This is a genomic window from Streptomyces sp. BBFR2, assembly GCF_044497305.1.
GTDB lineage: Bacteria > Actinomycetota > Actinomycetes > Streptomycetales > Streptomycetaceae > Streptomyces.
In genome coordinates this window covers 3,599,900-3,626,703 of record NZ_CP172415.1, presented here as the reverse complement: position 1 = coordinate 3,626,703, position 26,804 = coordinate 3,599,900, and the positions used below count along the sequence as shown (strand labels likewise).

General features: G+C 74.0%; 25 protein-coding genes. 11 read left to right on the top strand and 14 right to left on the bottom strand.

Annotated features, from left to right (window positions below):
- Positions 1–17 precede the first annotated feature (17 nt).
- From ACGH2B_RS14420 to ACGH2B_RS14395, 6 genes are all read right to left on the bottom strand, one after another.
- Positions 18–1,310 carry a lanthionine synthetase C family protein gene (locus ACGH2B_RS14420; RefSeq protein ID WP_399088726.1) on the bottom strand — a complete coding sequence of 431 codons (1,293 nt, stop codon included), beginning with the start codon at positions 1,308–1,310 and terminating at the stop codon, positions 18–20.
- Complete coding sequence (locus ACGH2B_RS14415; protein ID WP_399088724.1) at positions 1,307–4,501, bottom strand: lantibiotic dehydratase; 3,195 nt, start codon at positions 4,499–4,501, stop codon at positions 1,307–1,309. The genes ACGH2B_RS14420 and ACGH2B_RS14415 overlap by 4 nt, the downstream gene beginning before the upstream one ends.
- Before the next feature lie 121 nt (positions 4,502–4,622).
- Positions 4,623–4,751: a hypothetical protein gene (locus tag ACGH2B_RS14410; RefSeq protein ID WP_399088722.1), complete on the bottom strand. Its 129-nt coding sequence runs from the start codon at positions 4,749–4,751 to the stop codon at positions 4,623–4,625.
- A 1,321-nt stretch (positions 4,752–6,072) separates the two neighbouring features.
- Positions 6,073–6,645 carry a TetR/AcrR family transcriptional regulator gene (locus tag ACGH2B_RS14405; protein WP_399088720.1) on the bottom strand — a complete coding sequence of 191 codons (573 nt, stop codon included), beginning with the start codon at positions 6,643–6,645 and terminating at the stop codon, positions 6,073–6,075.
- A 53-nt stretch (positions 6,646–6,698) separates the two neighbouring features.
- The gene (locus tag ACGH2B_RS14400) at positions 6,699–8,057 is read right to left on the bottom strand and encodes an amidase (RefSeq protein WP_399088718.1); all 1,359 of its coding nucleotides are present in this window, start codon (positions 8,055–8,057) and stop codon (positions 6,699–6,701) included.
- Positions 8,044–8,340, bottom strand: coding sequence for a hypothetical protein (locus ACGH2B_RS14395; RefSeq protein ID WP_399088716.1), 297 nt, complete (start codon positions 8,338–8,340; stop codon positions 8,044–8,046). Before ACGH2B_RS14395 ends, ACGH2B_RS14400 begins: the two co-directional genes overlap by 14 nt.
- Before the next feature lie 156 nt (positions 8,341–8,496).
- Between ACGH2B_RS14395 and ACGH2B_RS14390 the strand changes: the two genes are divergently transcribed.
- From ACGH2B_RS14390 to ACGH2B_RS14375, 4 genes are all read left to right on the top strand, one after another.
- Positions 8,497–9,600 (top strand): MBL fold metallo-hydrolase, encoded by a 1,104-nt coding sequence (locus tag ACGH2B_RS14390; protein ID WP_399088714.1) that lies wholly within the window; start codon positions 8,497–8,499, stop codon positions 9,598–9,600.
- 187 nt (positions 9,601–9,787) lie between these two features.
- Positions 9,788–10,849, top strand: a complete 1,062-nt coding sequence (locus ACGH2B_RS14385) for an HpcH/HpaI aldolase/citrate lyase family protein (RefSeq protein ID WP_399088712.1) — start codon at positions 9,788–9,790, stop codon at positions 10,847–10,849.
- A gap of 5 nt (positions 10,850–10,854) precedes the next feature.
- Positions 10,855–11,727, top strand: a complete 873-nt coding sequence (locus ACGH2B_RS14380) for an HpcH/HpaI aldolase/citrate lyase family protein (protein ID WP_399088710.1) — start codon at positions 10,855–10,857, stop codon at positions 11,725–11,727.
- 461 nt (positions 11,728–12,188) lie between these two features.
- Positions 12,189–12,887 carry a DUF4232 domain-containing protein gene (locus tag ACGH2B_RS14375; RefSeq protein ID WP_399088708.1) on the top strand — a complete coding sequence of 233 codons (699 nt, stop codon included), beginning with the start codon at positions 12,189–12,191 and terminating at the stop codon, positions 12,885–12,887.
- 107 nt (positions 12,888–12,994) lie between these two features.
- On the opposite strand, the gene ACGH2B_RS14370 is transcribed toward ACGH2B_RS14375, so the two are convergent.
- The 4 genes from ACGH2B_RS14370 to ACGH2B_RS14355 form a co-directional block, all read right to left on the bottom strand.
- On the bottom strand, positions 12,995–13,678 hold the full coding sequence (locus tag ACGH2B_RS14370; RefSeq protein ID WP_399088706.1) for a transglycosylase family protein: 684 nt from the start codon (positions 13,676–13,678) through the stop codon (positions 12,995–12,997).
- 1,126 nt (positions 13,679–14,804) lie between these two features.
- Positions 14,805–15,551, bottom strand: a complete 747-nt coding sequence (locus tag ACGH2B_RS14365) for a DUF6344 domain-containing protein (RefSeq protein WP_399088704.1) — start codon at positions 15,549–15,551, stop codon at positions 14,805–14,807.
- A 262-nt stretch (positions 15,552–15,813) separates the two neighbouring features.
- Positions 15,814–16,335 (bottom strand): DUF5994 family protein, encoded by a 522-nt coding sequence (locus tag ACGH2B_RS14360; RefSeq protein ID WP_399088702.1) that lies wholly within the window; start codon positions 16,333–16,335, stop codon positions 15,814–15,816.
- Between the two features lie 24 nt (positions 16,336–16,359).
- On the bottom strand, positions 16,360–16,632 hold the full coding sequence (locus ACGH2B_RS14355; protein ID WP_399088700.1) for a hypothetical protein: 273 nt from the start codon (positions 16,630–16,632) through the stop codon (positions 16,360–16,362).
- Between the two features lie 475 nt (positions 16,633–17,107).
- Between ACGH2B_RS14355 and ACGH2B_RS14350 the strand changes: the two genes are divergently transcribed.
- Positions 17,108–17,563, top strand: coding sequence for a tellurite resistance TerB family protein (locus ACGH2B_RS14350; protein WP_399088698.1), 456 nt, complete (start codon positions 17,108–17,110; stop codon positions 17,561–17,563).
- A 281-nt stretch (positions 17,564–17,844) separates the two neighbouring features.
- Here ACGH2B_RS14350 and ACGH2B_RS14345 read toward each other — a convergent pair whose 3' ends face one another.
- The gene (locus tag ACGH2B_RS14345) at positions 17,845–18,420 is read right to left on the bottom strand and encodes a TerD family protein (RefSeq protein ID WP_399088696.1); all 576 of its coding nucleotides are present in this window, start codon (positions 18,418–18,420) and stop codon (positions 17,845–17,847) included.
- Between the two features lie 486 nt (positions 18,421–18,906).
- Here ACGH2B_RS14345 and ACGH2B_RS14340 point away from each other — a divergent pair, with 486 nt between their 5' ends.
- The 4 genes from ACGH2B_RS14340 (at position 18,907) to ACGH2B_RS14325 (ending at position 22,598) form a co-directional block, all read left to right on the top strand.
- On the top strand, positions 18,907–19,392 hold the full coding sequence (locus ACGH2B_RS14340; RefSeq protein ID WP_399088694.1) for a BlaI/MecI/CopY family transcriptional regulator: 486 nt from the start codon (positions 18,907–18,909) through the stop codon (positions 19,390–19,392).
- Positions 19,393–19,395: 3 nt separating this feature from the next.
- A complete protein-coding gene (locus ACGH2B_RS14335; RefSeq protein ID WP_399088692.1) occupies positions 19,396–20,364 on the top strand; it encodes a M56 family metallopeptidase in 969 nt (322 codons plus the stop codon).
- Between the two features lie 166 nt (positions 20,365–20,530).
- A complete protein-coding gene (locus tag ACGH2B_RS14330; protein WP_399088690.1) occupies positions 20,531–20,779 on the top strand; it encodes a hypothetical protein in 249 nt (82 codons plus the stop codon).
- Positions 20,780–21,263: 484 nt separating this feature from the next.
- Complete coding sequence (locus tag ACGH2B_RS14325) at positions 21,264–22,598, top strand: LCP family protein (RefSeq protein ID WP_399088689.1); 1,335 nt, start codon at positions 21,264–21,266, stop codon at positions 22,596–22,598.
- A gap of 155 nt (positions 22,599–22,753) precedes the next feature.
- Here the strand turns inward: ACGH2B_RS14325 and ACGH2B_RS14320 are convergent, their stop codons facing one another.
- Together ACGH2B_RS14320 and ACGH2B_RS14315 are read right to left on the bottom strand one after the other, a co-directional pair.
- Positions 22,754–23,083: a branched-chain amino acid transporter permease gene (locus tag ACGH2B_RS14320; RefSeq protein ID WP_399088687.1), complete on the bottom strand. Its 330-nt coding sequence runs from the start codon at positions 23,081–23,083 to the stop codon at positions 22,754–22,756.
- Positions 23,076–23,846, bottom strand: a complete 771-nt coding sequence (locus tag ACGH2B_RS14315) for an AzlC family ABC transporter permease (protein ID WP_399088685.1) — start codon at positions 23,844–23,846, stop codon at positions 23,076–23,078. Before ACGH2B_RS14315 ends, ACGH2B_RS14320 begins: the two co-directional genes overlap by 8 nt.
- 62 nt (positions 23,847–23,908) lie before the next feature.
- Between ACGH2B_RS14315 and ACGH2B_RS14310 the strand changes: the two genes are divergently transcribed.
- Together ACGH2B_RS14310 and ACGH2B_RS14305 are read left to right on the top strand one after the other, a co-directional pair.
- Positions 23,909–24,367, top strand: a complete 459-nt coding sequence (locus tag ACGH2B_RS14310) for an Lrp/AsnC family transcriptional regulator (protein WP_399088683.1) — start codon at positions 23,909–23,911, stop codon at positions 24,365–24,367.
- 334 nt (positions 24,368–24,701) lie between these two features.
- Entirely contained in the window at positions 24,702–25,754 is a 1,053-nt protein-coding gene (locus ACGH2B_RS14305) for an aldo/keto reductase (RefSeq protein ID WP_399088681.1), read from the top strand.
- A gap of 162 nt (positions 25,755–25,916) precedes the next feature.
- Here the strand turns inward: ACGH2B_RS14305 and ACGH2B_RS14300 are convergent, their stop codons facing one another.
- Entirely contained in the window at positions 25,917–26,801 is an 885-nt protein-coding gene (locus tag ACGH2B_RS14300; RefSeq protein WP_399096988.1) for an XRE family transcriptional regulator, read from the bottom strand.
- Between the last annotated feature and the right edge of the window lie 3 nt (positions 26,802–26,804).

The window sequence follows — 26,804 nt, the reverse complement described above, 5'->3', positions numbered from 1 at the left end:
CCCGTGGCCCGGCCGCCTCAGCGCAGCAGGAAGGCCGCGTCCCACGGGGTGCGCGGCGGGGCGCCCGTGGCGTACGCGTGGAGGGCGAGGGCGATGCCGGCGGCGCCGGTGAGGAGACCGGGACCGGCGGGAGCGTCCGTGCCGGCTTCGGCGTCCGTGGCCGATTCCTGGAACCCGTAGGGGAGTTCGGGGTCGTACGCCGCGATGAGCCGGGTGGCGAGGGCGTCGCGGTGGGCGGTGAGCCGGGGGTGCGGGGCCTCCTCGGTGAGGGTGTGGCACAGGTGGAGCAGTCCGGCGTGGCCGTGACAGAAGGCGTGGCCGGTGACGCCGCGCGGCCGGTCGAGGTCGTCGGCGAGGGCGTCCGCGGCGAGGGCGCACAGCTCCGCGTCGCCCAGGGCGCGTCCGGCCTGGTGGAGTGCGGCGGCGGTGCCCGGCGTGCCGTAGCACCACGCGGTACGGCCCGGCTCGGGCGGCTCGGTGCCGTACCGCTCCAAGGCGATCTGCGCGGGCCAGCCGCCCGCCTCGGTGCGGTGGGCGAGGAGTTCGGCGGTGAGGTCGGTGACGGCGGTACGCAGTCCGGGGACGGGGACGCCGTCGCGGAGCGCGGTCGCCAGGACGGCGAGGGGGCCGCTGATGCCGTGGGCGAGGCCGAAGTTGACGTGGCCGTGGGGGTATCGGGGGTGCGGTTCACCGGGGGCGCCGGGGCCTTCGTGGCACCACCAGCCCGGTACGGGCACGCCGTCGCGGGCCAGCGGGCGGGTGAGCCGGATCAGATAGGTCAGCGCCTCGGACACCGTCTCGCGGTGGGTGCCGTACCGGAGCAGCAGCAGGCGGGCCAGTCCGGTGACGCCGTTGATCAGGTCGTACCGCCAGTAGCCGACCCCGGCGCGGCCCGCGTCCAGGCGGGCGTTCTCCTCGTGCAGGGCATGGGCGGTGACGCGGTCGAGCGCCGTGTCGAGACGGGCGAGGAGACCGGCGTAGTCGTCCGGGGTCCGGCGGGCCGCATGGGCCGCGAAGGCGAGGGCCGGCACGCCGCCGCGGAAGAGTGCCTGCGGCGGGGCGGCGGTCAGCAGGGCCGCCCCGGCGGACAGGTGAGCATGCGCGGCGCGGCGCAACTCCTCTCTTTCATGGCCCAGTTCGGCACAGAGCAAGGCCATCGCGGGATGGCCGTCGTCCAGGCTCGACGGTGCCGGGCCGGGGGTCCGCGCGGCCGGGCCCTGCGGGTCGGCGAGCCGCTCGGCGATCCCGAACGCCGCGGCGGCGGAGCGGGCACGGAGGTCCTGGGCAGCGGTGGCGCCGGTCGAAGTCACCGGGTGTGCCTCCTGCGGTCGGTGTGGGCCTGGGCGGCGCCGCGGGCGATGGCGTGCGCGAGCAGTTCGCCGGGGCGGTCGATGCCGACGAGGCGGTTGTGGTGCATGTGCAGCAGGGAGCTGAGGACGTGGTCGGGGTCCGACCAGTTCTCCTCGCCCAGGTCCCGGAGGAGCGCCCCGTAGCGGGTGGTGGCCTCGGCGCGCCGCTGCCACAGGGCGCGCAGCGCGTCGTCGGCGCCGTCCTCCGGGCCTGCCCGGTAGGGGTCCACCAGCGGCAGGGCCTTCGTACGGCGTTCGCGGAAGGCGCGCTGCCGCTCCTCGTCCTTGGTGATCATCCGCAGCAGCCAGTCGGCGCCGGCGGAGGGCGCCGTCCCGTCCACCGGTTGGAAGGCGCGGGCGAGATCGGCGAAGCCCGCGGCGGCGACCAGCAGCGGTTCGGTCCGCTCGCGCCGGGTGTGGCGGCGCCGCAGGTGCTCCAGAACGGCGACGCTGTCGGCGTGGAAGACCCGCTCGGCGGCCGCCATCGCCTCCGGGCCGCCGTACCGCTCCAGCTCCGGGTCGTAGGTGTCCCAGAGCACCCGTCGGGTCAGTCCGGCGGTGTGCAGGGCGGTGGTGACCCCGTGGAGCCGCGGCTGGAGGCCGCGGGCGAGCGCGGCGGCCGGGCCGTGGAAGCGCAGCCGCAGGTGGGGGCCGTTCTCATCGATGTAGCGGAGGAAGAACCAGCGGTCCACCTCGTCCGGCAGCTCTTCCAGGAGCGGGGAGAGGTGGGCGGCGAGGAGTTCGTCGTGGCGGTCCGCGGGGGCGTACAGGGAGAGGTACAGCCATTCGCCGCCGGGGAGGTGGACGGCGCCCGGCGCGCGGCGGGGTGCGGGACGGCGTGCGGTACGCGGCTTCGCGCCCTCGGCGAGCGCCCCGGGGGCGGCGCGCAGCGGGACGACGACTTCCGCGTGGTGCGGGCCGTCCGGCCCCCGGAGCCAGCCGTCGGGGAGTCCGGCGGAGCCGGCGGGCGTCTCGCGTATCTCGCAGGGTTCCTTACGGGTCAGCTCGTGCCGCAGCAGCCGCGGGTGGCCGGGCGAGGTCAGGTCGAGCTGGACGAAGCGGTCGGACCGGCCGACCTGCACCTGGTCGGGGACGTGCCACCGCGCCTGCCAGGCACGGAAGTGCTCCCACCACTGTTCGAAGGGCAGGGTCCTGTCACGCAGGGACTCCTCGGGCCGCCAGCGCGCGGGGGAGAGTACGACGCGGCCGTAGCGGACGCGCGGCACCCGCGGCAGGACGAGCGCGCCGCCCCAGTTCCACGACTGCCAGCGGCGCCGCCCGCTGTCGGCGATCTCGCAGAGGAAGCGGGCCATGTTGGGCATGTCCCACTCCTGGTTGAGGACGTGGAAGACGGCCGGTCGCACGGGCCGGCCGGTGGCCCGCTCCACCAGGTGGAGGCGTTCGAGATCGGTCCGTACGGCCAGGTCACGCGGGTCCAGGACGGCCGGGTCGCCGGGATCGGCGAAGCAGCCGACGGGCAGCAGGCGCTCCAGCCACCGCGGGGCCTGGGAGACGTTGGCGACGCGCGGACGGCTGGGCCGGAAGGCGACCTGGGCGGAGAGGGCTTCCGGATCGGCCGCGGTGCCGCCGGAGCGGGCCAGCGCGGCGACGGCGTCCCCGTCCGGCCCGTCGAAGAGGTAGCCGAACCGGCCGGGCAGCCGTCCGGCCTGGGGCACGGCGCTGGCCAGTACGAACCGGAAGTCTCCCCGGGCCAGCGCCTCCGGGTCGGCGGCCTGCAGATGGCCGAGGAGTTCCAGCGACTCCGGCGGCCTGCCGGTGTCCTTCGCCAGGAGCCGTACGGCGGGATGGTCGTCGTCCAGCACCACCTCGGACGCGCCGGACAGCAGCGCTTCCTGCGCGAGGGCTGCGAGGATCTGGTCCCGGTCCCGGTCGGGCTTCCACGGCGGCGCGGTCCGGTTGCTCGAAGGGCGCCGGTAGCCTGCGGGCGCCCCCAGCCCGGTGTCCGGGTCGAGGAGTTCGGTGAGCGGGACGTCCCGTTCGGTGCCGTAGCGGTCCAGGAACGCCTGCTGGTATTCGTGCAGGTGGGCGGGGCCGCCATCGTCCGGGCAGAGCCGCCACAGCAGCGCGGCGGCACGGGCGGCCTCCTCCGCGACGGCGGCGGGCAGCCGCACCCGGGCGTCGAGCGCCACATCGACATGGAGCAGATCGGTGCCGGGGCGCAGCCTCCGCATCCGGTCGGTGACCGCCCGCAGTTCGGCCCGCCCGTCCCCGAAAGGCCGCCCGGCGTAATACGCCATCTCCTTCTGGACGGCGGCGAGTTCCACCCGCTCGGGCAGCGCCTCGGGGTCCACCGCGGCGCAGGACCGCAGTACGTGGCCGAGCGGATCGGTCTCCTCCAGCGGCGGCCGGGCGCCGGTCAGCAGGACCTCTTTGCCGATGAGTTGGGCGAGGAGGCTGTCGACGGCCTCCTCGGTGGCCCCCGGGAACCGCTCCCGCAGCTCCGCCGCCAGCGCTGAGCCCAGGACGGGCCGGTGGGCCAGCTCCAGGACGGCGGCGACCACCCGCGAATATTTCAGGCTGACGCCCTGAGCGTGCCGGGCGCCGTGCTCCGCGCCGTCCTCGTCGGCGGACTGCGGCAGGTAGGGCAGGATCAGGCGGTCGCCGCGGACCCGGCAGAGGGCGTTGGCCACGAGGGGGAGCTGCCGGAACACGCCGGGGCGCCGCTCCCATCCGGTGACGAGACCGGTCAGCCAGGCGCGGTCGGGGCGCACCGCGCGGCGGTGCGCGGTGCCCAGGCGCGTGCCGGAGGCTTCGGCGGGGGTCCCGGCGGGCGCGTCGAAGGAGGCCGGGGCGACACCGGCCATCAGGCCGAAGGGCGTGGCGCGGGTGCTCATCCGGAGGCGGTAGGCGGCGAGCGCCCGGACGGCGCGGTGCGTCCGCTCCGGGTCGATGTCCTGTCCGTCGTCGACGACCCGGGCGAGCAGCCCGGCGAGGGAGGGGCTGGCGACCTCGACAGCCTCCCGGAGCAGCGGGTCGGCGGCGAGCGTGCGCAGGGCGGTCGCCGGGGCGACGGTCCGGTCGTCCCCCTCGGCCCCCGGCACGGGGACGGTGGCGCGCGCCGCCGCCACCGGACGGACGGGGGCACGCAGCATGCCGATACCGACGGGATGGAAGAGGGACTGCTGGGACACCTGAGCGTGCTCCTCGTCTGAGGGGCGGCCCGGCACCGGGGCCCGGGCCGCTACCGGGTACGGCTCAAAAAGGTCCGGGGCCCGGCGGCGCTGTGCCGCAGGGCCCCGGGGCTGCCGGTGGTCAGCAGCAGCAGGTCATGCCCGTGGCGGACGGGGAGGTCTCGGCGCGAGCACCGGTCTCGACGCCGGCCTCCTCGTCGAAGAGCTCACGGATGTCGAGGTCGAAGTCTTCCAGCAGAGCGGCGGGCATATCAGTTCTCCTGTCGTGGGAAATGAGTGGTGCACGCGGTTAATAAAGGGATTGCACGGGGGCGGGAGAAAAACTCCACTCCCTTTACCGAGAACCGCGCTGCCAGCCAGGTGACCGGGCGCCGTAACCGTAGGACTGGCCAATCTTGACTGTCAACAGTTCTCCGGGAGTTAACACCCTGCTTACTTCCCGCTCTGCCACGCATCCGCCCATGTCTCGTTATCGAACCAGGGATCCAAAGCAGCAAAAACCGGACACCCGGGCCCGGTGGAATTCACTTCCCGAAATTCCTGTGCGGCGGAACGGAATACCCCCTCACTCTCCGCGAACAATTCATCCACCGCTTTCCTGGTACGCGCACACAGCCACCCTCCAGGGACATGGCCGAACTCGCATGACCTCTTTCGGGGACATGAGTCCGTCCCCTCTTCCGACGGTCCCGGAGCGCGGCCCGCACGGGCGACAGCGGCAGGGGGAGACCGCTCCCGCCTTGCGGCAATCGGCAGTGTCCACGCAGGTCAGATGCGCGATCCGAGGCAAGGAGTCCGCGAATCGCCGCTCGGAGCGACCCTGAATCCGGCGGCGGACGGAAGCATTCCGACCCCGCGACCGCTCACCGGCGGACGTTGACAGATCCCCTTTCTCCGATACCGCATTCCCCCGTAGGGGAATCCCGATAACGGCGCATGGACATCGACGGGGAGCGCGGCGAGGCGGCGCGATAGACGAAGAAACTTCTTACCCGACAGTAAGGAGGAATGCCTTCGCCACACATGGTGGGCCCGCTGTTACGGTGGGTAATATGATGGCGAGGATTCGCGCCAGCATTCACCAGTTGGGTGGATGGCGAAGGACGGCACTCAAGGTCCGGTATTTCCTGCGGACCGGCCGAGGGGCCTTGCCTTCAGCAGTTGGCGGAATGCGTCCGCCGCACCGTTCGCCGTAGCGGATATACAGAGGCCGGGGGACGGCATATATCTATGCAGGCGGCAGGTGGCGGCCAGTATTTCCGGAGGATTTCCGGGGCGCGTCCTGCAGCGGAGGCTTTCCCGGGGCTGGGCGGGGCAGCGCAGGGCTGGGCGGGGAAAAGTTGCGGCGGGCAGAGCGTGACCGCGGACGGGCCGACGGGCACAGGCCGACCGGCCGTGCACCGGACATCGGGCAAGGCGCGGGCGGCAGGCGTGGGACGAGGGAAGCGGGCCGGCGAGCGCAGGCGGGCCAGGCCGACCGGCCGTGCGCCGGACCGCGCGGGTCCGTGCAGCCCGGCGCGCGGCCCGAGCCGCGCAGGTCCGGGCCGCGGGCTACCCGCCCGCCCGCGCCGTCAGGCGGATTCCTCCGGTGCGGCGAGGGCCGTGTCGACGAGGTGGTCGGCGTAGGCGGTGGTCAGCGGGTCGGGGCGGAAGAGGATGCGGTACATCATCGGGGCCACCACGAGGTCCATGACCGTCTCCACGGGTGGTGTGGTCTCGCCGCGCTCCAGTGCGCGGGCGAGGATCGTCTCGACCTGCCCTGCGGCGTAGGCCGAGCACTGCCCGGCGTGGGAGCCGTCGGGGTCGCCCAGCAGTGCGTCGCGGACGTAGGCGCGGCCGGGCGGCGAGGCCATCTCGTCGAGGAACTGCCGGGCCCAGGCGGTCAGATCGGCGCGGAGCGCACCGTGATCGGACGGCGGCGCCTCGGGGCGCAGCCGCTCGACCGCGACGTCCGACAGCAGCTCATGGAGATCGCCCCAGCGGCGGTAGATCGTCGACGGAGTGACGCCCGCACGGGCCGCGATCGCCGGAACGGTCAGCTTGGCGCGGCCCTGCTCGGCTTCGAGTTCCCGCACGGCGGTGTGCACCGCCTCCTGCACGCGCGCGCTGCGCCCGCCGGGGCGCGCCATGGCCTTGGGACTCATGACGCCACCTTAAAGCAACATCGTTGCGTTCCGCCCGCCCCGGACGCCCCGGATCACGGAGCCACGGCGGTCGGGGCGCCGTACCGGACGGCGTAGGCGTGCCCGGTGCGCAGCACCACCGGCTCCCCCAGGGGAGGGCCCATGAGCTGCATGCCTATGGGCAGCCCGGCGGTGTCCTCACCCACGGGCAGGGTCAGGGCGGGTATCCCGGTGATATTGGCCGGCGCACAGAGGCGTACGTACGCGTCGGAGACGCTCTCCACCGTGCCGTCCGGCCAGGTCACGGCGGACCGGCCCACCTCGGTGGCGGTCGTCGGGACGGTCGGCGCGGCGACGACGTCGACCCGCTCGAAGAGACGTATCCACGCCTCCCGCATCAGCGCCTGGGCCCGCCGGGCCCGCAGATGATCCGCCGCGGCGACCGTCGTCCCGGCCTCCAGCAGCACCCGGACGTCCGGCCCGTACAGCTCGGGTGAGGTGCGCAGAGTGGCCTCGTGGTAAGCGGTCGCCTCCGGGACCATCAGCCCCCAGTGGACGGCCTGGACGTAGCGCGCCATCGGGGTCCGGACGGCGACGAGTTCGGCGCCGAGCCCCGCCATCCGGTCGAGGGCGGTCCGGACGGCGGCTTCGACCTCGGGGCTGACGTGGTCGAAGTAGTAGCTGTCCGGCACGCCGATCCGCAGGCCGGCCAGGTCGCCGTCCGGGGGCGGGAGGACGGGGGCGTGCCCGGGGCCGGTCAGCTCACCGAGGACGAGGGCGGCGTCGGACACCGTGCGGGTGAGCGGGCCGACGTGGTCCAGCGACCAGGACAGCGAGGTCACCCCGCGCCGCGGGACGAGGCCGTAGGTCGGCTTGAGTCCGACGACGCCGTTGAGCGCGGCGGGGACCCGGATGGAACCACCGGTGTCGGTACCCAGGGCGAAGGTGGCGGCGCCGGTGGCCACGGCGACCGCGGACCCGCCGCTCGACCCGCCGGCTATCCGGCTCCCGTCCCGGGCGTTCCGGGTCTGCGGGGTGATCAGCCCATAGGCGAACTCATGGGTGTGCGTCTTGCCCAGGAGGACGGCACCGGCATCGGCGAGACGGGCGGCCACCGTGCTGTCGGCGGCCGCGCGGTGACCGGCCCGCACCCGGGATCCGGCGGCCGTCGCCATCCCCGCGACGTCCATCAGGTCCTTCAGCCCGAACGGTATGCCGTGCAGCGGGCCCCGGTGGCGCCCGGCCGCGCTCTCGGACGCGGCGCGGGCGGCGGCCGCGCGCGCCGCGTCGGGGGTGACGGCGGCGTAGGGCCCGAGGCGGGACTGTACGGCGTCGAGGCGGTCGAGGACGGCGGCGGTCAGCTCGACCGGGGACAGCTCCCGCGCCCGCACGGCGGCGGACGCCTCGGTCAGCGTCAGGTCAGCGGGGTGCATCGACGGGCTCCCGTTCGGTGGTGTGGTGGGCCGGGGGCGTCTCCCCGAGGTCCAGCTCGCGCAGGACGTGCAGGACGGTGTGGAGGTGGCTCGCGACGGCGGCGACCTCGGCCTGCCGCTCCACCGGAAGCCGCAGCCCGGTCCGGGCCACCGCCCGCGCGGCCTCCCCGGCGGTGAAGCCGGGAGAGGGCGGCCGGCCGTCCTCCGCGGTCGCGGGGGACGCGGCCGGTGTGACGCCCGCGGCGGGCGCACCGCCTTCCGCCCTCTCGTTCGCGCTGTCCATGAACTCCCCTCCGTACAGGCGCGGTTGGACCGACCTGCGGTCCGGAGCCGACACCCGATCGAGCTAAAGCTAAATCATTGCGTTAGCTGAGAGTAGGCGCTAGCGTCCTCTAACGCAAACAGATTGCTTTTACGGCGAACGAAAGAGGCGCGAGAGATGGTTCCCCTCACCCCCACACCCCGGCAGACCACGGCACACCCGCACCACCACCCCCGCCCGGCGCCCGGCCACGGCGGGACGGAAGAGAGGGAGAGGCCGGGGAGGGAGGAAGGGGAGACGGCGGGCCCCGCGCCCGCACCCCGCCCGCCCGGGCATCCGGCACCCGCGCCTCGCCCGTCCCTGCCGACCGCGCCCGCCTGGGAGTTGGGCGGCCTCACCCTCCACCGCGTCGACGAGGTGGCGCTGCCCCCGCGGACGGGCCCCTGGCTGCTGCCCTCCGCCACCCCGGAGCTGGTGAGCCACACCCCGTGGCTGCGGCCCGACTTCGCCGACGACGCCGGGATCCTGCGTCTGAGCAGCCACACCTTCGCCTGCGCCGTCGGCGATCTGCGCGTACTGATCGACACCGGCATCGGCAACGGCAAGACCCGCGCCAACCCCGCCTGGAACGGCCTGCGGACCGACTACCTCGCCCGCCTGGAAGCCGCCGGTTTCCCGCCGGACACCGTCGACCTGGTGCTCCTCACCCATCTGCACACCGACCACGTCGGCTGGAACACCCGCTTCGATGACGGCGACTGGCGCCCCACCTTCCCCCGCGCCCGCTATGTGACGTCCCGCCGCGAGTGGGACCACTGGGCCACGGCGGAGATGGATGACGCCCGCCGGCAGATGTTCCGCGACTCCGTCCACCCGGTCCGGGACGCCGGACAGTTCGACCTCGTCGACGTCCCGGCGGCGGGCACCGAGATCGCGCCGGGCATCCGCCTGCTGCCCACCCCCGGCCACACCCCGGGCCACGTCGCCGTCGAGCTGCGCGGCCGCACGGGCACGGCCCTGGTCACCGGCGACTGCGTGCACCACCCCGTCCAGTTGGGCCACCCCGCGCTGGGCAGTTGCGTGGACACCGACCCCGAGCTGGCCGTGGCCACCCGGCGCACCCTCCTCGCCTCCCTCGACGGGACCGGCACCCTGCTCCTGGGCACCCACTTCCCGCCACCCACCGGCGGGCTGGTCCGGGCCCAGGGCGACGCCTACCGCCTGATACCGGTCCCGGGCCGCCCGGCCGGCACCCCCGCAGCGACCGCCTCGCGGGTGTGACGCCGAGCCCCGCCGGGCCGTCCGCGCACCGCCCGCGGCACCCGCCGGGGCATGCGCGGGCGGTGACCAACGGCACACATACTGATCAGTAGCATCCGCGGGACGCCCGCCTAGAGTGAGCCGCACGCCGTCGGCGTTCGTGCGCGCGGGCGGCCCCCGGAACCCTCGATCCGACCAGGGAGACTGCATGCGCTCTCCGAAGGACTTCTTCCGCCCGCTGGCTGTCGGGGCGCCGACGCCGGTACGGGAGGTGCCGTTCCGCCCGTCACGGATGATCCACTTCTTCGACCCGGGCAACGCGAAGATGGCCGCGAAGATCCCCGCCATCGCCCCCACCGTCGATGTCCTGCTCGGCAATCTGGAGGACGCGGTCGCCGCCGACCGCAAGGAGGCCGCGCGGGACGGACTGGTGGAGATCGCCCGCGCCACCGACTTCGGCGACACCCAGTTGTGGACGCGGATCAACAGCCTCGATTCGCCGTGGGTCCTCGACGATCTGCTGACGCTGGTCACCGCGATAGGCGACAAGCTCGACGTCATCATGGTGCCGAAGGTCGAAGGCGCCGCCGACATCCACTACGTCGACCGGCTGCTGGCGCAGTTGGAGGCGAAGGCCGGAGTCCGGCGGCCGATCCTGGTGCACGCCATCCTGGAGACCGCCACCGGCGTCGCCAATGTCGAGGAGATCGCCGGGGCCAGCCCCCGGATGCAGGGCATCTCCCTCGGCCCGGCCGACCTCGCCGCCAGCCGCCGGATGAAGACCACCCGCGTCGGCGGCGGCCACCCCGGCTACCTCGTCCGCGAGGACCCCGACGCCCAGGACGCGGACGCGCCCCGGGCCACGTACCAGCAGGATCTGTGGCACTACACCCTCGCGCGGATGGTCGACGCCTGTGCGGCGCACGGGATCCTGCCGTACTACGGGCCGTTCGGGGACATCAAGGACACCACCGCCTGCGAGGACCAGTTCCGTAACGCGTTCCTGCTGGGCTGTGTCGGGGCGTGGAGCCTGCACCCGGTGCAGATCGGCATCGCGAAGAAGGTCTTCTCGCCGTCGCCGGACGAGGTCCGCTGGGCCCGCCGGGTCATCGAGGCGATGGGCGACGGCACCGGTGCGGTGATGCTCGACGGCAAGATGCAGGACGACGCGACATTCAAGCAGTGCCAGGTGGTGGTCGAGCTGGCGGAAGCGCTCGCCGCCCGCGACCCCGAGCTGCGCGCCGCGTACGACGCGGCCGGAGAGGAGTGAGTACGGTGACCGGTCCCGCGCTGCGGCCCCGCCGCTCCGTGCTGTACATGCCCGGCGCCAACGAACGCGTCCTGGAGAAGGCCAAGTCGGTCCCCGCCGACGCGCTCATCCTCGATCTGGAGGACGCGGTGGCGCCGGACGCGAAGGCCGCCGCCCGCGAACGGGTCGCCGCGGCCGCCGCCTCCGGTGCGTACGGCCACCGCGAGGTGACGATCCGGGTCAACGGCCCCGGTACCGCCTGGCACGCCGACGATCTGCGGGCCGCCGCCGCGGCCGGTCCGGACGCCGTCGTGGTGCCGAAGGTCGAATCGGCCGCGACCGTACGGGAGGTGGAGCGGGCCCTGGAGGCGGCCGGCGCGCCGGAGCACACGGCCATCTGGGCGATGCTCGAAACGCCCCGGGCGATGCTGGACGCCCGGGAGGTGGCTGCCGCCGGGGAGCGGCTGTCGGTGCTGGTCATGGGCACCAACGACCTGGCGAAGGAGCTGCACGCCGAGCATGTGCCGGGTCGTGCGCCGCTGTTGACCGGTCTCTCCCTGGCGCTGCTGGCGGCCCGTGAGAGCGGCAAGGTGATCCTGGACGGCGTCTTCAACGACGTGAAGGATCTCGCCGGTTTCGAGGCGGAGTGCGTCCAGGGGCGTGAGCTGGGCTTCGACGGCAAGACGTTGATCCATCCCGCGCAGGTCGGTCCGTGCAACGAGGTGTTCGCGCCGTCGGAGGCTCAGGTCGAGCGGTCCCGGCGGATCATCGAGGCGTTCGACGAGGCGGCGCGGGAGGGCCGCGGCGTCGTCACCGTCGACGGCCGCATGATCGAGAACCTCCATGTGGAGGACGCCCGCCGCGTCTTGGCGCTGGCGGAGGCGGTCGCGGGACGGTAGCGGCTCCCGGGGCGGTCGGTGACGGCCGTCCCGGACGTCGGGCCGGTCGACGGCCCCAGGGCCCGGACCTGCCGGGTCTCCGGACGGCTCCCGCCAGGGGAGGACACGCTCCGGCTTCCGTCACGGTGCAGACGCCGGTGCAGGCGCGGAACGGCTCCCGTCAGGAGGCGGATACGGAGCACCGATCCCGTCGGGAGGCAGGTACGGAGCGACTCTTCCCAGGAGGCGGTCGCGACAGGGGCGGCGGAGGGGGAACGCGCGGTGGCACTTCGCCGTCTTCCTCGCGGAAAAGGGGCATCACCACTGTTCAGTGGCGTAGTGGGGCGCTGCGGGGCGTGGGTTTCGCGTGCTGTCCGGACGTTAGTGCGCTGTTAGTGGATCACCAGGGCGCGTCGGCAATGTAGTGGGTGCGGAACGGAGGAACGGGCCGCAGCACCAGCATCAACCACGAGGGGAACCCCATGTCGCGCCACACCACGCTCCGTCTGGCCCGCAAGACCGCCATCGCCTCCCTGATCGCCGCTGCCGCGATCGGCCTGACCGCCTGCCAGGAGGGTGGTGCGGACAAGGCTTCGCCGACCGCCGCCGCGGAAACGGCCGCCGGTCAGGACGCCGGTAAGGGCGGCCCGGCGGAGGCCAACGGCGCGGATGCCGGTAAGTCGACCGACGAGGGTGCGCCGGCGTCCGCGGGGAAGCCCGCGCAGTCCGGTGATTCGGCCCCGCGCGGTACGGAGCGCTGCCACACCGACGGTCTCCAGGCCGGCTGGGGCGCCGACGGTGGCGGTGTGCCCGACATGAAGAGCGGCGAGCAGCAGACCGCGGCGGTCTGGCTGAAGAACATCGGCAGCTCGACCTGCACGATCAAGGGCTTCCCGGGCGTCAACATCAGCGGTACCGAGGGCAGCTCCTGGGACCTGCGCCGTTCCAACCAGGCGACCCCCACCGTCACCCTCAAGCCCGGTGAGCACACCAACTTCACGATCTCCCTGCTGCCGAGCACCGACTCCAGCGGCAATCAGGTCACCCCCGGCATGGTGACGATCACGCCCCCGAACGAGACCAAGCACTTCCAGCTTCAGTGGTCCTTCGGCGGTTCGATCCTCGACCAGTCCGCTGCCACGCACCCCGGCACCTTCGTCAACCCGGTCGGCGGCCACTGATCCCAGGGTGCCGAACCCTTCGGCGGGACCCGCTCCCGGGACACCGGTCTCCCCGGTCCCCGGCTCCAGGGCGGTCGGCTCCACGGCCCCGGTCACCTCTCCCCGGCTCATGCGCGCAGCTTCAGACGCTGGCCCGGGTAGATGTGGTCGGGGCCTTCGTCGAGCGTGTGGCGGTTGAGTTCGTACAGCTTCTGGGTGCCGCCGGGGGTGTGGGCGCGCTGCGCGATGACGGAGAGGCAGTCGCCGGGCTGGACCACGTAGCCGCTGCCGGTGAGGGAGCTCTGCTGCCGGTGCGCGGTGGTGCCGTGCTGGCGGTGGACCTGGGAGTGCGAGGGGCGCTGGGCCTGCGGGGCCGGGGCGGGCTTGGTGACCGGGCGTTCCGGGGTGGCCTTGCTGACGCCGTCGGACGAGCCGGTCGCGCCGAAGCGGCCGCAGTTGGGCCAGGGCTGGAGACCGCGGTCGTTGCGGATACGTTCGCCGACGGCGATCTGCTGGGACTTCGTGGCGAGGTCGGGGCGCGGGGCGTACTTCTTGCCGCCGTAGGCCCGCCAGGTGGAGGGGGCGATCTGGAGGCCGCCGTGGTAGCCGTTGCCGGTGTTGATGTGCCAGTTGCCGCTGCTCTCGCAGTGGGCGATGCGGTCCCAGTCGGTGCCCACGGGGGCGACCGGTCCGACCGGTGCCGCGGGGGCCGCGGCGGTGGCGCTCTGGCCGCCGAGGCCGAGCGTGCTCAGGACAACGACCAGCATGTACAGGACGGTTCCGACGGACCGTTTGGCAAGAGCTGACGACATGACGGCTTTCCTCCATGCTCCGGCGACGCCGTGACGCGATGTCCGCCACGGCCGTGGGCACGACCCAAGAAACCGGGCAATATGCTTTTCGGCACGTCTGCTGAGCCTGAAATGCGCGTGTTTCACCCGGTCGGCCGCTGTTGCGGAAGCACACGGGACGTTCCGGAAGGCGGCTTTCCCGGCGCGGAGGCCGCATCGGAGCAACGGCCGGGGAAAAACTCCAACCTGCCCATTTCCAGGGCGGGTTGATCCGTTTCCCCGCCACGCTCCCGCCGTAGCGGGAGGCCGTCGCCAGGGGTGGCGGGGAGGGTCGGGTGGCGACACCGCGGACCCAGGTGTAGAGACGCGCGCCGCGCGGCGCGTACGAGGGCCTGCGTGGCGGGAAACGACGGGTCGGGCGGACGGGTTCGCGGCGGCCTGCTGGGAGCGGCGTACGCCGACTACGGGCGCCGCACGGTGGGCGCCCGACGACAGGCACCGCACGGGGGGGGCAGGCGCCCGGGCGGGCCAGATCCCGCGAGCACGGGCCGAAGCGCGGCCGGGCGAGGATACGGGCGCTCTCCGCCGTACCGGCACGCTCAGCACAAGTACGAGCACAGGGACGGGCTCAGGCATAGGCACGAGCACAGGCATAGGCACGGACACAGGCCCGTAGAGACGTGAGCGCCGGAACGCTCTCCGTAGGAACGGGAACACAGAACGGCGCCGCACAGACGCGCTCCCAGAACCGGGCGCCCCCGGCGTCACACGGACGCACACAAGGCCAGGCGGCTCAGCCACCTGACCTCAGCAATCCCGGCCCCCCCCGGGCCCCGGTCTCCGAGAGCCCGACCTCCCGAACCCCGACGGGCCGGCAGGCACGCACTCACGCTCCGGCACGGGCCCGGCCGCCTCACCCCGCCGCCCGGCCCGTACGACTCGCGTACGCCCCCCGTCCCTCATCCCCCGACGCGGCCACCTCACGCGCCGGGCTCCCCTGATCCATCCCCCGCTCACCCCCTACGTCTCCCCGACCTCCCCGGCCGGTCGCGCGCCCCCGCCCCCTCCGGGCACACCGCCGCGCGGCGCTCGGAAGCGCCGCGCATGTGGCGTGGGTCCGGGGTGTCGCCCGGTGGCGTCGGACCCGTCAGGTCGTACAGGCGGTGTGCTCGCGGCTGCGGGCCGCCGGAATGGTGGCCGCGGACCGGGCGGCCGCGGGGGCGCCGTGCGGGTCGTCCGCCGGGACGGTGCGTGAGGGTTCGGTCCCGGTGGCGAGACGGCTGCGGGTGGTGGGTGAGGAGCCGTGCGCCTCGGCCCGGATGCGCTGCTTGAGCGTGGGCGGCAGTTGCGGCCCGTCGTAGGCGCGCAGCTCCGGTACGCGGGGGCTCGCGATACGGGGCGAGGGGAGGAACGGTGCCGCGGGCAGCAGCCGGGCGCGGGGCGCCGGCAGCGGTTCGGGGAGGAAGTGGTCCTCGGGTGCCCGGCGGGCGGCGGGGGTGACGGCGGCGGGCGCGGCGACCGGTGCGGAGGTGGCGGGTACGGAGGAGGCGCCTGCGGAAGCGGTCCGGGCCGTGGGCGCCGTCGCGGGGCCGCCGGGTGCGGGGCCGGGATCGCCCGCCGCCACCGGTACCGCCGCCACCGCCACCGGCGGTGCGTACGCGGTGCGCGGGGCGCCGGGTGCGGTGCGTGGCGCCGGCGTGCAGGGAGCGAGGGGGGCGCGTGTGGTGGTGCGGAGCGCCGGGGCGTACGGGGTGGCGCCGTACAGGGAGTCGCCGTACCGGGCGGCGCGGCGGCAGGCGGCCGCACCGGGGGCGGCGTAGCGGAACGTCGCCAGCAGCTTGCCGAGTACGGCAAGGCACACCGCCCAGAACTTCATGACCTTGGACGCAGCCATGGTCCCTCGCTTTCGTTCACGTACCGGCGGTCGGCCGCCGGGATGTCGGTCGGTACGGGATGCACCGCAGCCACCGGACCGGGAACGCGGCGGTGGGCCACCGCTTTTCGTTCTGCCGGTTCTGTGGTGCTTTCTCATGATGAATACGCAATGGGAGGATCGGAGGAGCGACGCACACGCGGTGCCGTTCTTCGGATCAACACCACCCGACCGCAGTAGCCGCGGCGCCCGGTGTCCCACGGCGGGCGGGTACCGGCAGCCGTCAGCGGTTGCGGAGCGCGCGGGGGTCGCGTAGCCGGGCCGCCCCCGGGCGCTCCGGGCGGCGGGGCCCCGCGTCCGCACCCGGCACGGGCGCGTCGGCCGGGAGCGCCCCGGTGGCGACGCCCGCCAGTACGCGTACGGCCTCGTCCTCGGCGGTACGGGGCGGCAGCACGCGCAGGTCCCAGCGGCCGAGACCGGCGGCCACCAGGCAGAGGGTGGGCGGCCCCGGGCGGTCGGGGAGGCGGCGCAGGCGGATGACGTGGCCGGCGACGAGCGTGAGGGTGGGCAGCGGCGCCCAGAGCGCGCCGTTCGCGGTGGCGTGCGTGATGCGGGGCCAGTCGAAGGGCAACGCCGGGAGCAGTTCGGGGAGTTCGGCCTCCAGGTCGGCCGAGTGCGGCCACCAGACGCCGTCGACGCGGCGGGCGGTGCCGGCGGCGGGGGCGGGCGCGATGGCGAGCCGGGCGACGGGCGGGGGTGCGGGGCGGGCGGGGCGGCGGGCGGTCCCGGTGGCGGCGGGGTTCATGGCGCGGGGCGGCGGACGCCGCGGTCAGGTTCCGGTGGTCCGGTCGCCGCCGCGGCCGGTGGTCCGGTCGTCGCCGCGCCCGCCGGAGGTGGGCGGCGGGGGTCCGGCGGCGTGCGGTCCGGGGCGGCTGCCGCCGCCGTGCGGCCACTTGCGCATCCGGAGGCGGAAGGAGGGTTGCAGCGTCGCGTACTTGTGGGTCGCCATCCGGCCCGCCCGTTGGGCGTTGACCCGGGCGAGGAACAGGACGCCCAGGGCGATCAGTGCCAGCAGGACGAGGACGCTCACGGCGGTCTGCATCGCGCTCACCTCACTCGGGGCCGGCGCTTCGGGCCTCATGGCCGCGCGGCTCGCCCGCGGGTGGTGCGACCGCCCGCGAGAGGCGCGGGCCGGGCTCCGTGCGCCGCCCCGTCTCCCGGAAGGAGGGCCGGGTGTACGCCTCGGCCGGCGCACACGGTCTCCGGTCACTCCACCGTAACCCCGACTTGCCCTGTATGGGGCGGAATGCCCTGGGCGGAAGCCGGTACCGGCGGGGTGCGGGGCGGGCCCGCCCGGGGAGCCGCGAGGGCTCCCGGAAGGGGTCACTCCCGCCCTTTGCGGACCTCCCCGGCCGCGAACTTCTACATGCCTGTAGATTTTACCTACGCATGACCAAAACGGCTGCCGGTCGGCCGGGCGTGACGGTGCCCGCACCGGGGGACCGCGCCGCCCGCCCCGCCCCTGCGCCGGAGCACCGGCACACGGAACAACGGACGACGACGACAAGGAGATCCCGATGGCCCTGTGGGACCGGATCAAGGATTCCGCCCAGACGATGCAGACCCAGCTCGTCGCCAAGAAGAACGACCTCAAGAGCGGCGCCTTCCGGGACGCCTCCATGGCGATGTGCGCGCTGGTGGCGGCCGCCGACGGCACGATCGACCCGTCCGAGCGGCGCCGGGTGGCGCAGTTGATCGCCACCAACGAGGTGCTCCAGAACTTCGCGGCGGACGACCTCCAGCGGCGCTTCGACGGCTACCTCGACAAGCTGACCGCCGACTTCGACTTCGGCAAGGTCGCCGTGATGCAGGAGATCGGCAAGGTGAAGAAGAAGCCGGTCGAGGCGCGTGCGGTGATCCAGATCGGCATCGTCATCGGCGGCGCGGACGGCGACTTCGACAAGACCGAGCAGGCCGTGGTCCGCGAGGCGTGCTTCGCCCTGGACATCAACCCGGGCGAGTTCGACCTCTGACGGCCCGGGGCCGGTCGCGTCAGGGGACTGGTCCCGTCAGGGGACCGGCCCGGCCGACGCCTGCCCGTAGGGGACCGGCCGACCCGGCGCCGGACCCGTAGGGGACCGGCCACCGGCCCGTAAGGGTCCCGATCGGCCCGGACGCCACGTAGGGGCGGTTCCGTACGGCATCCCCCGTACGGAACCGCCCCTACGTACGCGTCCGCCCGGTCCCGTACGGACTTCCCGTACAGGGCCGGGCTGATGCTGCCGGTGCTCCGGCCGCGCGGTGCGGCGGCGCCTCAGACGTTGACGCCGAAGTCGGCGGCGATACCGGCGAGGCCGGAGGCGTAGCCCTGGCCGACGGCGCGGAACTTCCACTCGCCGCCGTGGCGGTAGAGCTCACCGAAGACCATGGCGGTCTCGGTGGAGGCGTCCTCGCTCAGGTCGTAGCGGGCCAGTTCGGCGCCGTCGCGGCGGTTGATGACGCGGATGAAGGCGTTGCGGACCTGACCGAAGCTCTGGCCACGGCTCTCCGCGTCGTGGATGGAGACCGGGAAGACGATCTTCGCGACCTCGGCGGGGACATCGGTGAGGTTGATGTTGATCGACTCGTCGTCGCCCTCGCCCTCACCGGTGAGGTTGTCGCCGGTGTGCTGGACCGAGCCGTCCGGGCTGGTCAGGTTGTTGTAGAAGACGAAGTGCAGGTCCGAGACGACCTTGCCCGCCTCGGTGCAGAGCAGGGCGCTCGCGTCCAGGTCGTGGTCGGCACCCGTCGTCGTCCGCACGTCCCAGCCGAGGCCGACGGTGACCGCGCTCAGGCCCGGCGCCTCCTTCGACAGCGAGACGTTGCCGCCCTTGGCCAGCGAGACTCCCATGGTTTACCTCCAGTGCTGTGCCGGTCCGGGCCCGGGCCGGACGCACGCGGCGCCCGGCCGCGCGGCGCGCCGCGCACGGACCGGCGTATCGGGTTCAGAGCTATGAGGGCTATGAGGTGGGCACGGCACCGCCCCGCCGACGCCCGGGTGAACGGGCGGGACAGGTGCGGCACACGGAGTTAAAATCTACAGGAGTGTAGAAGTTGCTGCGGCGAACCGGGGCCGGTCCACCACGGGTGACCCCGAAGGGCCCGACCCGTAGGGCTCTTCCCTTACGGCCCACCCCGTACGGGAAGTCCCCCACGGGGCTTCCCCTACGGCTCCCCCTCCACGGCCCGCCCCGCACGGGCCGGGGGCCGTGGCCCTCCCCCTACGGCCCCCGGCCCGTACGGCGGAACCGGCCGCCCGGCGCGGACCGCGGGGCGCGGTCGTAAGATGCCCCGACGTCCCGGCCCCGGGACGCCCGGCACGGCGGGAGGCGACGGCATGGGCGGGAAATCCTTCGGAAGAGCGCTCGGCGCGCCCTCCGGACGCGGCGGTTCCGGTGGCGCGGACGCCTCCGGCGGGTACGGCGCGGGCGGCCCGGAGCGCGCCCGCCGCCGCGGCCAGGGTGAGCTGGAGGCGCAGGTCCTGACCGCGCTGCACCACGCGCCGGAGCCGGTCTCCGCCGCCTGGGTGCAGGAACGGCTCGGCGGCGACCTCGCGTACACGACGGTGATGACGATCCTGTCCCGGCTGCACGCCAAGAAGGCCGTCACCCGGGAGCGCTCCGGCCGCGCCTACCTCTGGACGCCCGCCGCCGACGAGGCGGGGCTCGCGGCGCTGCGGATGCGCCGGGTCCTGGACGGCGAACCGGACCGCGACGCCGTCCTGACCAGCTTCGTCTCGGCGCTGTCCGCCCACGACGAGCAGGTGCTGCGCGCCCTCCTGGACGGCGAAGGCCCCGGCGGCCCGGCACCCGGCGGGGACTGACCGGTGGGCTTCTTCGTCTTCCTCCCGCTGGTCCTGCCGCTCACCGCGCTGCCGATCGCCAAACTCGCCGGCCAGCACCTCCACCCGCGCGTCACCACCCGCCTGCTGACCCTGCTCGCCGCCGTCCTCGCGGTGTGCAGCACGCTCTGCCTGGGGCTGCTGATGGTCGTCGGGACGGCGCAGCTACCCGGCAACCCGCTGCCGGACGGCTGGTCCGACCCGGAGGTCCGCACGGCGGTGCCGGGCGTGGAGATCGCCGGGAGCACCGCCATCCTCGCGCTGACCGCCGCGGCGGTCACGGTCGCCGGGGCGCTGCGCCGCCACCGCCGCATCCGGGCCCGCGCCCACGACGCGCTCGCCGCGCTGCCCCCGGGGAGCGACCCCGCCGTACTCCCGGACGCGGCACCGTACGCGTACGCCGTGCCGGGCACCCCGGGCCGCCCGGGGCGGGGCGCCCGGCCGGGGCGGATCGTGGTGTCGCAGGGGATGCTGGACAGCCTCGGCGGCGCGGAGCGGCGGGCCCTGTTCGCGCACGAGCGGGCGCATCTGGACTGCCATCACCACCGCTATCTGCTCGCCGTACGGCTGGCCGGCTGCCTCAACCCGCTGCTGCTGCCGCTCCGCCCGGCGGTGGCGTACGCCACGGAGCGCTGGGCCGACGAGGAGGCCGCACGGGCCGTCGGCGACCGCCGGGTGACGGCGCACGCGATCGGCAAGGCGGCGCTCGTGGGCCGGGCGGGCGCCCCCCATCCGCAACTGGCGCACTTCGCCGCGGCGGAGACCGGACCGGTGCCGCGGCGGGTGGCGGCGCTGCTCGCGCCCGTCCCGCCGGCCCGGGGCTGGCCGCCCGCGCTGACCCCGACCGGCCTCGCCGCGCTCGTCGCCGCCGCCGGGACCGCCACGTCGGCCCTCGCCTCCCTGAACTCCACGATCGCCCTCGTCCTCATCCTCAAGGCCGCGACGCCGCTCTGAGGGGTGGGCTCCCCGGGGCGCGCACCCCCGCCGCACCCGGTGGCCGTTGCCGCGCGGCAACGCGCCCGATCCGTTGATCTCACCGCGAGCAAGTTCTACAAAGCTGTAGATATTGCCGGTACGCTGGACGTCCACACAAGGGCAACCGGCTTTTTCGGAGGGGGAGATGGCGACGAGGTGCACGCTCCCGAGCTGGGACTGTCCGCCGCCGGAGGCGGAGGTGCGATGGGTCTACCAGCCCGTCGAGGTGCGGTACCCGGACGGCCGCTGGTCGGTGGGCCGGATCACCGCCTGGTGGACGGACGAGGACGGCGACCGGTGGTGCCGGATGCGGACGGCGGCCGGCGGCGATCCGGCCCGCTGGTTCCGGTACGACCCGGACGCCATCCAGCTCCTCCCCAGCTCCGGCATCTGACCGGCAGGCGCGGCGGAACCGACCCGCGCCCGGGGCGTACGCACTCCCTGTCGCGCGCCCCCCGCGCGCCGCTGCTCCCGATGGCCACGGCGGCGCCGCCGGGCAGCGCGCCCGCGCCGGTGCGCGCCATCGGGCCCGCCCCGACCGCGCCGATCGCCGCGCCGCCCCCGGCCCGTCCGGCGCGTCCGGCGCCCCCGCGTCTGCCACCGCCACCTGCGACGCTCCCCGCAGCCGCGCTCCCCGACGTAGCATCCGCACGACGAGGAGGCCCAACGGCGTGCACGACAGGCAGAGTTCCCGGGGCGGCCCGCCCCTCCGGTCAGGATCCCCGCGCTCCGGCGCCCCGCCCGGCCGGGGTGTCCCCGGGCCCCGGCGCGGTCCCGCTTCCGCGCGCCGGGGCGCTCCGGGCGCGCCGGTCCCCCGGCCCCGTACGGGAGGACCGCCCCGGGCGCCGCGCCCGCCCGCGCCGTCCGGGAAGCTGCGGATGACGCGCCGCGGCCGGATCGTCGCGTGGGCCGGTGCCGTCCTCGCCGCGGTGCTGCTGGGCACCACCGGCGCGGGCGCCTGGGTCTACCAGCATCTCGACGCCAACATCCGCGGCGCCGACATCGGCGACGGGCTCGGCGACCGGCCCGCCAACCTCAGCCCCGGCTCCAAGAACATCCTGGTCGTCGGCTCCGACAGCCGCGCGGGCGCCAACGCCGCGTACGGCAAGGGCCTGACGACGATGCAGTCGGACACGCTGATGCTGCTGCACCTCTCGGCGGACCGGCGCTGGGCGACCGCGCTGTCCTTCCCGCGCGACTCCTGGGTGCGCATCCCCGCCTGCGTCCGCGGCGACGGTTCCTCGTCCGCGCCGCACCACTTCAAGATCAACGAGGCGTTCTCGATCGGCGGGGACACCGGCGACACCGGCAAGGCCGCGACCTGCGCGATCAAGACGGTCGAGGGCGCCACCGGGCTGCGCGTCGACCACTTCGCCTCCCTCGACTTCCAGGGTTTCAAGGGCATGGTCAACGCCCTGGACGGGATCGAGGTCTGCCCGGAGCACGCCATCCACGACACCAAGGCCCGCCTCGACCTGCCGGCGGGCTGCCAGAACGTCCGCGACGAGCAGGCGCTCGGCTACGTCCGCACCCGGTACAGCGTCGGCGACGGCTCCGACCTCGGCCGCATCGGCCGCCAGCAGGAGTTCCTGAAGGCCCTCGGCACCAAGGCCCGCGCCCAACTGACCAGCCCTGGCTCGCTCTACGACTTCCTCGACTCGGCCACCCGGTCCCTGACCACCGACCGCGAGCTGGCCGGGATCAAGCCGCTCTACGACCTCGCCGCCACCCTCAAGGACATCCCCGCCGACCGGCTCACCTTCCTCACCGTGCCGAACTATCCGCGCGAGGCGGACGTCCCCAGCGACCGCGCCAACGTCGTCTGGCAGTACCCGCAGGCCGGTGAGGTCTTCCGGGACCTCGCGCACGACCGGGAGATCGGGGCCGCCGCCAAGCGGAAGCTGGCCGCGGCCGCCACGCATCCCGTCACCGCGTCCGCCGTCCGCGTCCGCGTCCTCAACGGCACCGGCGTCCCCGGCCGGGCCGCCACCGCCGCCGCATCGCTGCGCGCCCTCGGCTTCACCGTCACCACCACCGGAAACGCCCCCGCGGCGGCCACCACGGCCCTCGGCTACCCGGCGGGCCTGCGCGACCACGCCGAGATCCTCGCCGCCCGCCTCCCCGGCCACCTCACACCCCGTCAGGCGGCGGACGCGCCACCGGGCGAGATCACGCTGACGGTCGGCCCGGACTTCCCGTCCGACGGCGGCTGAGGGAGAACCCGTACGGGACGAGAGGCGGTCCCGTACGGGGCGGGCCGTCTCCCTTACGGGAGGGGACCTCCCCCTACGGGACCGAAGCGGCTCCCCTACGGGCCCGGCCCGGAACCCGTACGGGACGGACCGTCCGGCACGACGGCCGGCGGCTCTCAGCCCGCGAACACCACGCTCGCCAGGAACGTATGGACGGCCGTGCCGCCGAGGATGCTCAGCAGGGCGTTGCGGCGCCACAGGTGCAGGCCGATGGTGACGGCCAGCGCGGTGAGCGGGGCCAGGGCGCTCGCGTGGGTGACGGGCACGTCCCGCAGGGCGTAGACGAGCAGGATCACCATGACGCCGGCGGGCATCCGGGTGGCGAGGTACCGGGCCGTGGAGCTGTTGCGCAGCGGGGTGAGGGCCGCGAAGGGCAGGGCGCGCAGGCCCCAGGTGACGGCGGCGGAGACGAGGATCGCGGCGATCGCGTAGCGCGGGTCAGGCATGGTGCGCCTTCCTGCGGGCCGCGAAGTGGCGGGCCAGAACGGCCGCGGTGAACAGTCCGAAGGCGACCGGCAGCATCTCGTCCGGGCAGAGCACCCGGGCGACGAGCGCGCTGAGCAGCGCGAGCACGGGCGTGGGCGGATCGCCGCGCAGATCGCGCACCGCGTCCAGCGCGAGGACGGTGAACAGCGCGGTGAGGGCGAAGTCCAGGCCGGTGACGCTCTTTGGGATGAGGGAGCCGAGCAGCGCCCCGGCCACCGCGCTGCCCGCCCAGTACAGGTGCAGATAGAGCTGGAGGCAGAGGATCCGGCGGCCGGGCCAGGTGCGGGCCTCCTCCCCGGTGGTCAGCGCGTACGCCTCGTCGCACAGGGCGAAGGTGCTGTACGTCTTGCCGAGGCGGCCGGTCACGCGGTGCAGGGGGAAGGAGAGCGCGTAGAAGACGTGACGGACGTTCACCATGAAGGCGGAGACGGCGATGGACGCCAGCGGGGTGCAGGCGGTGACCAGGCCGATGAGCAGGAACTCGAACGAGCCGCCGAAGGCGAGCACCGCGGACAGCCCCGCCCACCACCAGTCCAGACCCGACTGCGTCACGAGCGCCCCGAAGGCGAGGCCGAGCGGGACGAACGCCAGCCCGGCGCCCGCCGAGTCCTTGAACGCCGCGCGCGCCGGGGAGGGCTCCGGAGAGGGCTGGGGCGGTATCGGGGAGGGTGGTGCGGGCGTGGCCGAGGGCGCCCGCACCGCGACGGCAGGACGAGTGTGCATGGCGCAATTTTAGGAAAAGGCGCGCCTCATTTGATTGCCGAAAGACCCTGTAATCTCGCGATATGAGCAAGGAAGTGCCACTCGATGCGATCGATCGGGAAATTATCTTTCATCTGCGTCAGGACGGCCGGCTGACCAACGTCGAACTGGCCAAACGCGTCGGTCTGACCGCACCGCCCTGCCTGCGCCGGGTCAAGCGTCTGGAGGAGTCCGGCGTCATCACCGGCTACCGCGCCGTCATCAACCGCGAGGCCGTGGGGCGCGGCCTGGAAGTCATGATCGACGTCGAGATCTACGCGCAGGACCGCAAGAGCTTCGAGGAGTTCGAGACCATCGTCGCCTCCTTCGAGGAGGTCGTGGAGTTCCGCCGGATGTACGGCCGCCCCGACTACTTCATCCGCGTCGCCGTCGCCGACCACGCCGCCTACGAAGCGTTCCTCACCGACCGGCTCAGCGGTCTGCCCGCCGTCCGCCGCCTCGAATCCCATCTGACGATGAAGGAGATCAAGAGCGTTCCGTAGGGCCGGGGTGCCGTGGTCCCGGGGTGCTGCGGTCCCGGGGTGCTGCGGTCCCGTGGTCCCGTGGTCCCGTGGTCCCGTAGGGGTGATCCGTACGGGGGCGGGGCCGCCTCGGGGGCGTCCCGTACGGGGTGGGGCTCTCGGCCCGTACGGAATGAGGCCGGCGCTCGGGGACGCCCCGTACGGGTGGTCCGGCGCCCCCGGCGGCCGTGGCCGGTGTCCGGCGGCGGCCCTGCGCCCGTGTCCCTTGCCCTGGAGCGCACTCCAGCACCTAGCCTCGCGCCTGACCAGCGGCGGGCCACTCCGGGCCGCCGCCCGCCGCACCGAAAGGGACACCGTGCGATACACGCTCTTCGGCAGGACCGGTCTGCGGGTCAGTGAGCTGAGCCTCGGCGCCATGACCATCGGTGACGACTGGGGCTGGGGCGCGTCCAAGGAGGTCAGCGCCCGGATCGTCGACGCGTACGCGGACGCCGGCGGGAACTTCCTCGACACCGCGAACAACTACACCGACGGCAGCTCCGAGACGATCCTCGGCGAACTGCTCACCGGGCGCCGCGACCGCTTCGTCCTCGCCACGAAATACACCTGCGCCACCCGCACGGGCGACCCCAACTCGGCGGGCAACCACCGCAAGAGCCTCGTCCGCGCCCTGGAGGACAGCCTCACCCGGCTGCGCGCCGATCACGTCGACATCCTCTGGGTGCACGCCCGCGACAACTTCACCCCCGTCGAGGAGGTGATGCGCGCCCTCGACGACGTCGTCCGCTCCGGCAAGGTCCTCTACCTCGGTGTCTCCGACTGGCCCGCCTGGGAGATCGCGCAGGCCAACACCCTCGCCGAACTGCGCGGCTGGACGTCGTTCGCCGGCTCCCAGCTCCGCTACAACCTGCTGGAGCGCACCCCCGAACGCGAACTCCTCCCGCAGGCCCGCGCGTTCGACCAGGCCGTCCTGGCGTGGGCACCGCTGGCCGCCGGAAAACTCACCGGCAAGTACCGGCGGGGCGAGACCGGCCGCCTCACCACGGAGAACGAAGGCACCGCGGCCCACGAGGACGCCGTCCTCGACGCCGTCCTGGACATCGCAGACCAAGGCGGCTGGACCCCCGCCCAGGTCGCCCTGGCCTGGCTCCGCTCCCGCCCCGGCAACGTCATCCCCCTCATCGCCGCCACCAAGGAATCCCAGCTCACCGACAACCTCGCCAGCCTCGACGTCACCCTCGACGCCGACGCCCTCACCCGCCTCGACACCGTCAGCGCCGTCCCCCTCGGCTTCCCCCACGACTTCCTCCGCGACCCCGCCATCACCACGAACGTCTACGGCGACCGCTGGGACGCGATCGAGGACCGGCGGTCCACGTACCGGCGGACGGCGCATGGGGTGAGGTAGGGCTCCTCGGGGGCGCCGCTTCGGGGCGCCCCCCGGCGGCGGCGCGCCCCGGCCCGGCACGTTCACAGGCGCACCCGGCGTGGGGCGCTGCTGTTGGTCACCCTGCTTGTGCCGTACGAGGGGACCCAATAACAGGAAGCGCCGGGCCAGCTCCTCATGAGGTCAAGCGAACACTCCGGCTCTCACAGCGAAGTCCCGCACCCCCGCGAGAGAGCGATCGTGCCGCAGAAGAGTCTCGACAAGGACCCTCACGGACCCCCGGCGCACTTCCTGCGGCGCGGCCTCCTCGGCCGCGAGCAGCGCGCGATAGCAGTGAACGGGCTTGTTCCACTGGTCGTAGGCGCGGGCGACGTCGATCCAGTAGCGGGCGCGGCGTTCGCTGGTAGGCAGGGACCGGACATCGACCCCGCGCGCGTACGCGATGGCCTGCCCGGCGTCCCCGAGAAGCTGGCTGATCGAGATCTGGTGCAGGAGGACCTGGCTGGGGCCGAATACGGAGCCGTGGAGCGCGGTGTCCCGGCCCAGCCGTACGGCGGCGGCGTGCGCCTCGCCGATCAGGTCGTGCGCGGTGTGCCGGTCGCCCGCCTTGGCGGCCGTGTAAGCGGCGGTGGCGTAGAGGTTGCCCTGCACCGACAGGTGTGCGGCCTGCTCCCGCGGGTCCGCGATGGTGAGCTGCTGTGCGGCGTGGAGGGCGATGCCGGTCGCGCGCTGGAGATGGCCGGCGCGCCGCCAGGCGCTGGAAACCATGCGGTAGGACTCCGCCACGGTCAGCGGCCCGGCACCGTCGAGGGCGGCGGTCAGGGCACGGTCAGCGGTGAGGACGGCGAGCCCGTCCTCACCGCCGAGTTTGATGCACAGGCGCGTCGCGATGTTGTACAGGTCGGCGACGGCGACTGCCGAACGCTCAGGGTCTCCGGCTCCCCCGAGCTGCTGGGCGAGGGTGAGTCGGGCGGGCAACTCGTAGGCAAGCCGGTCGTAGCGGGCCGCGCCGAATTCCGCGCGGGAGGCGTCGACGGCCGCTTGCACCGTGTCGCCGGTCGGGTCCACACC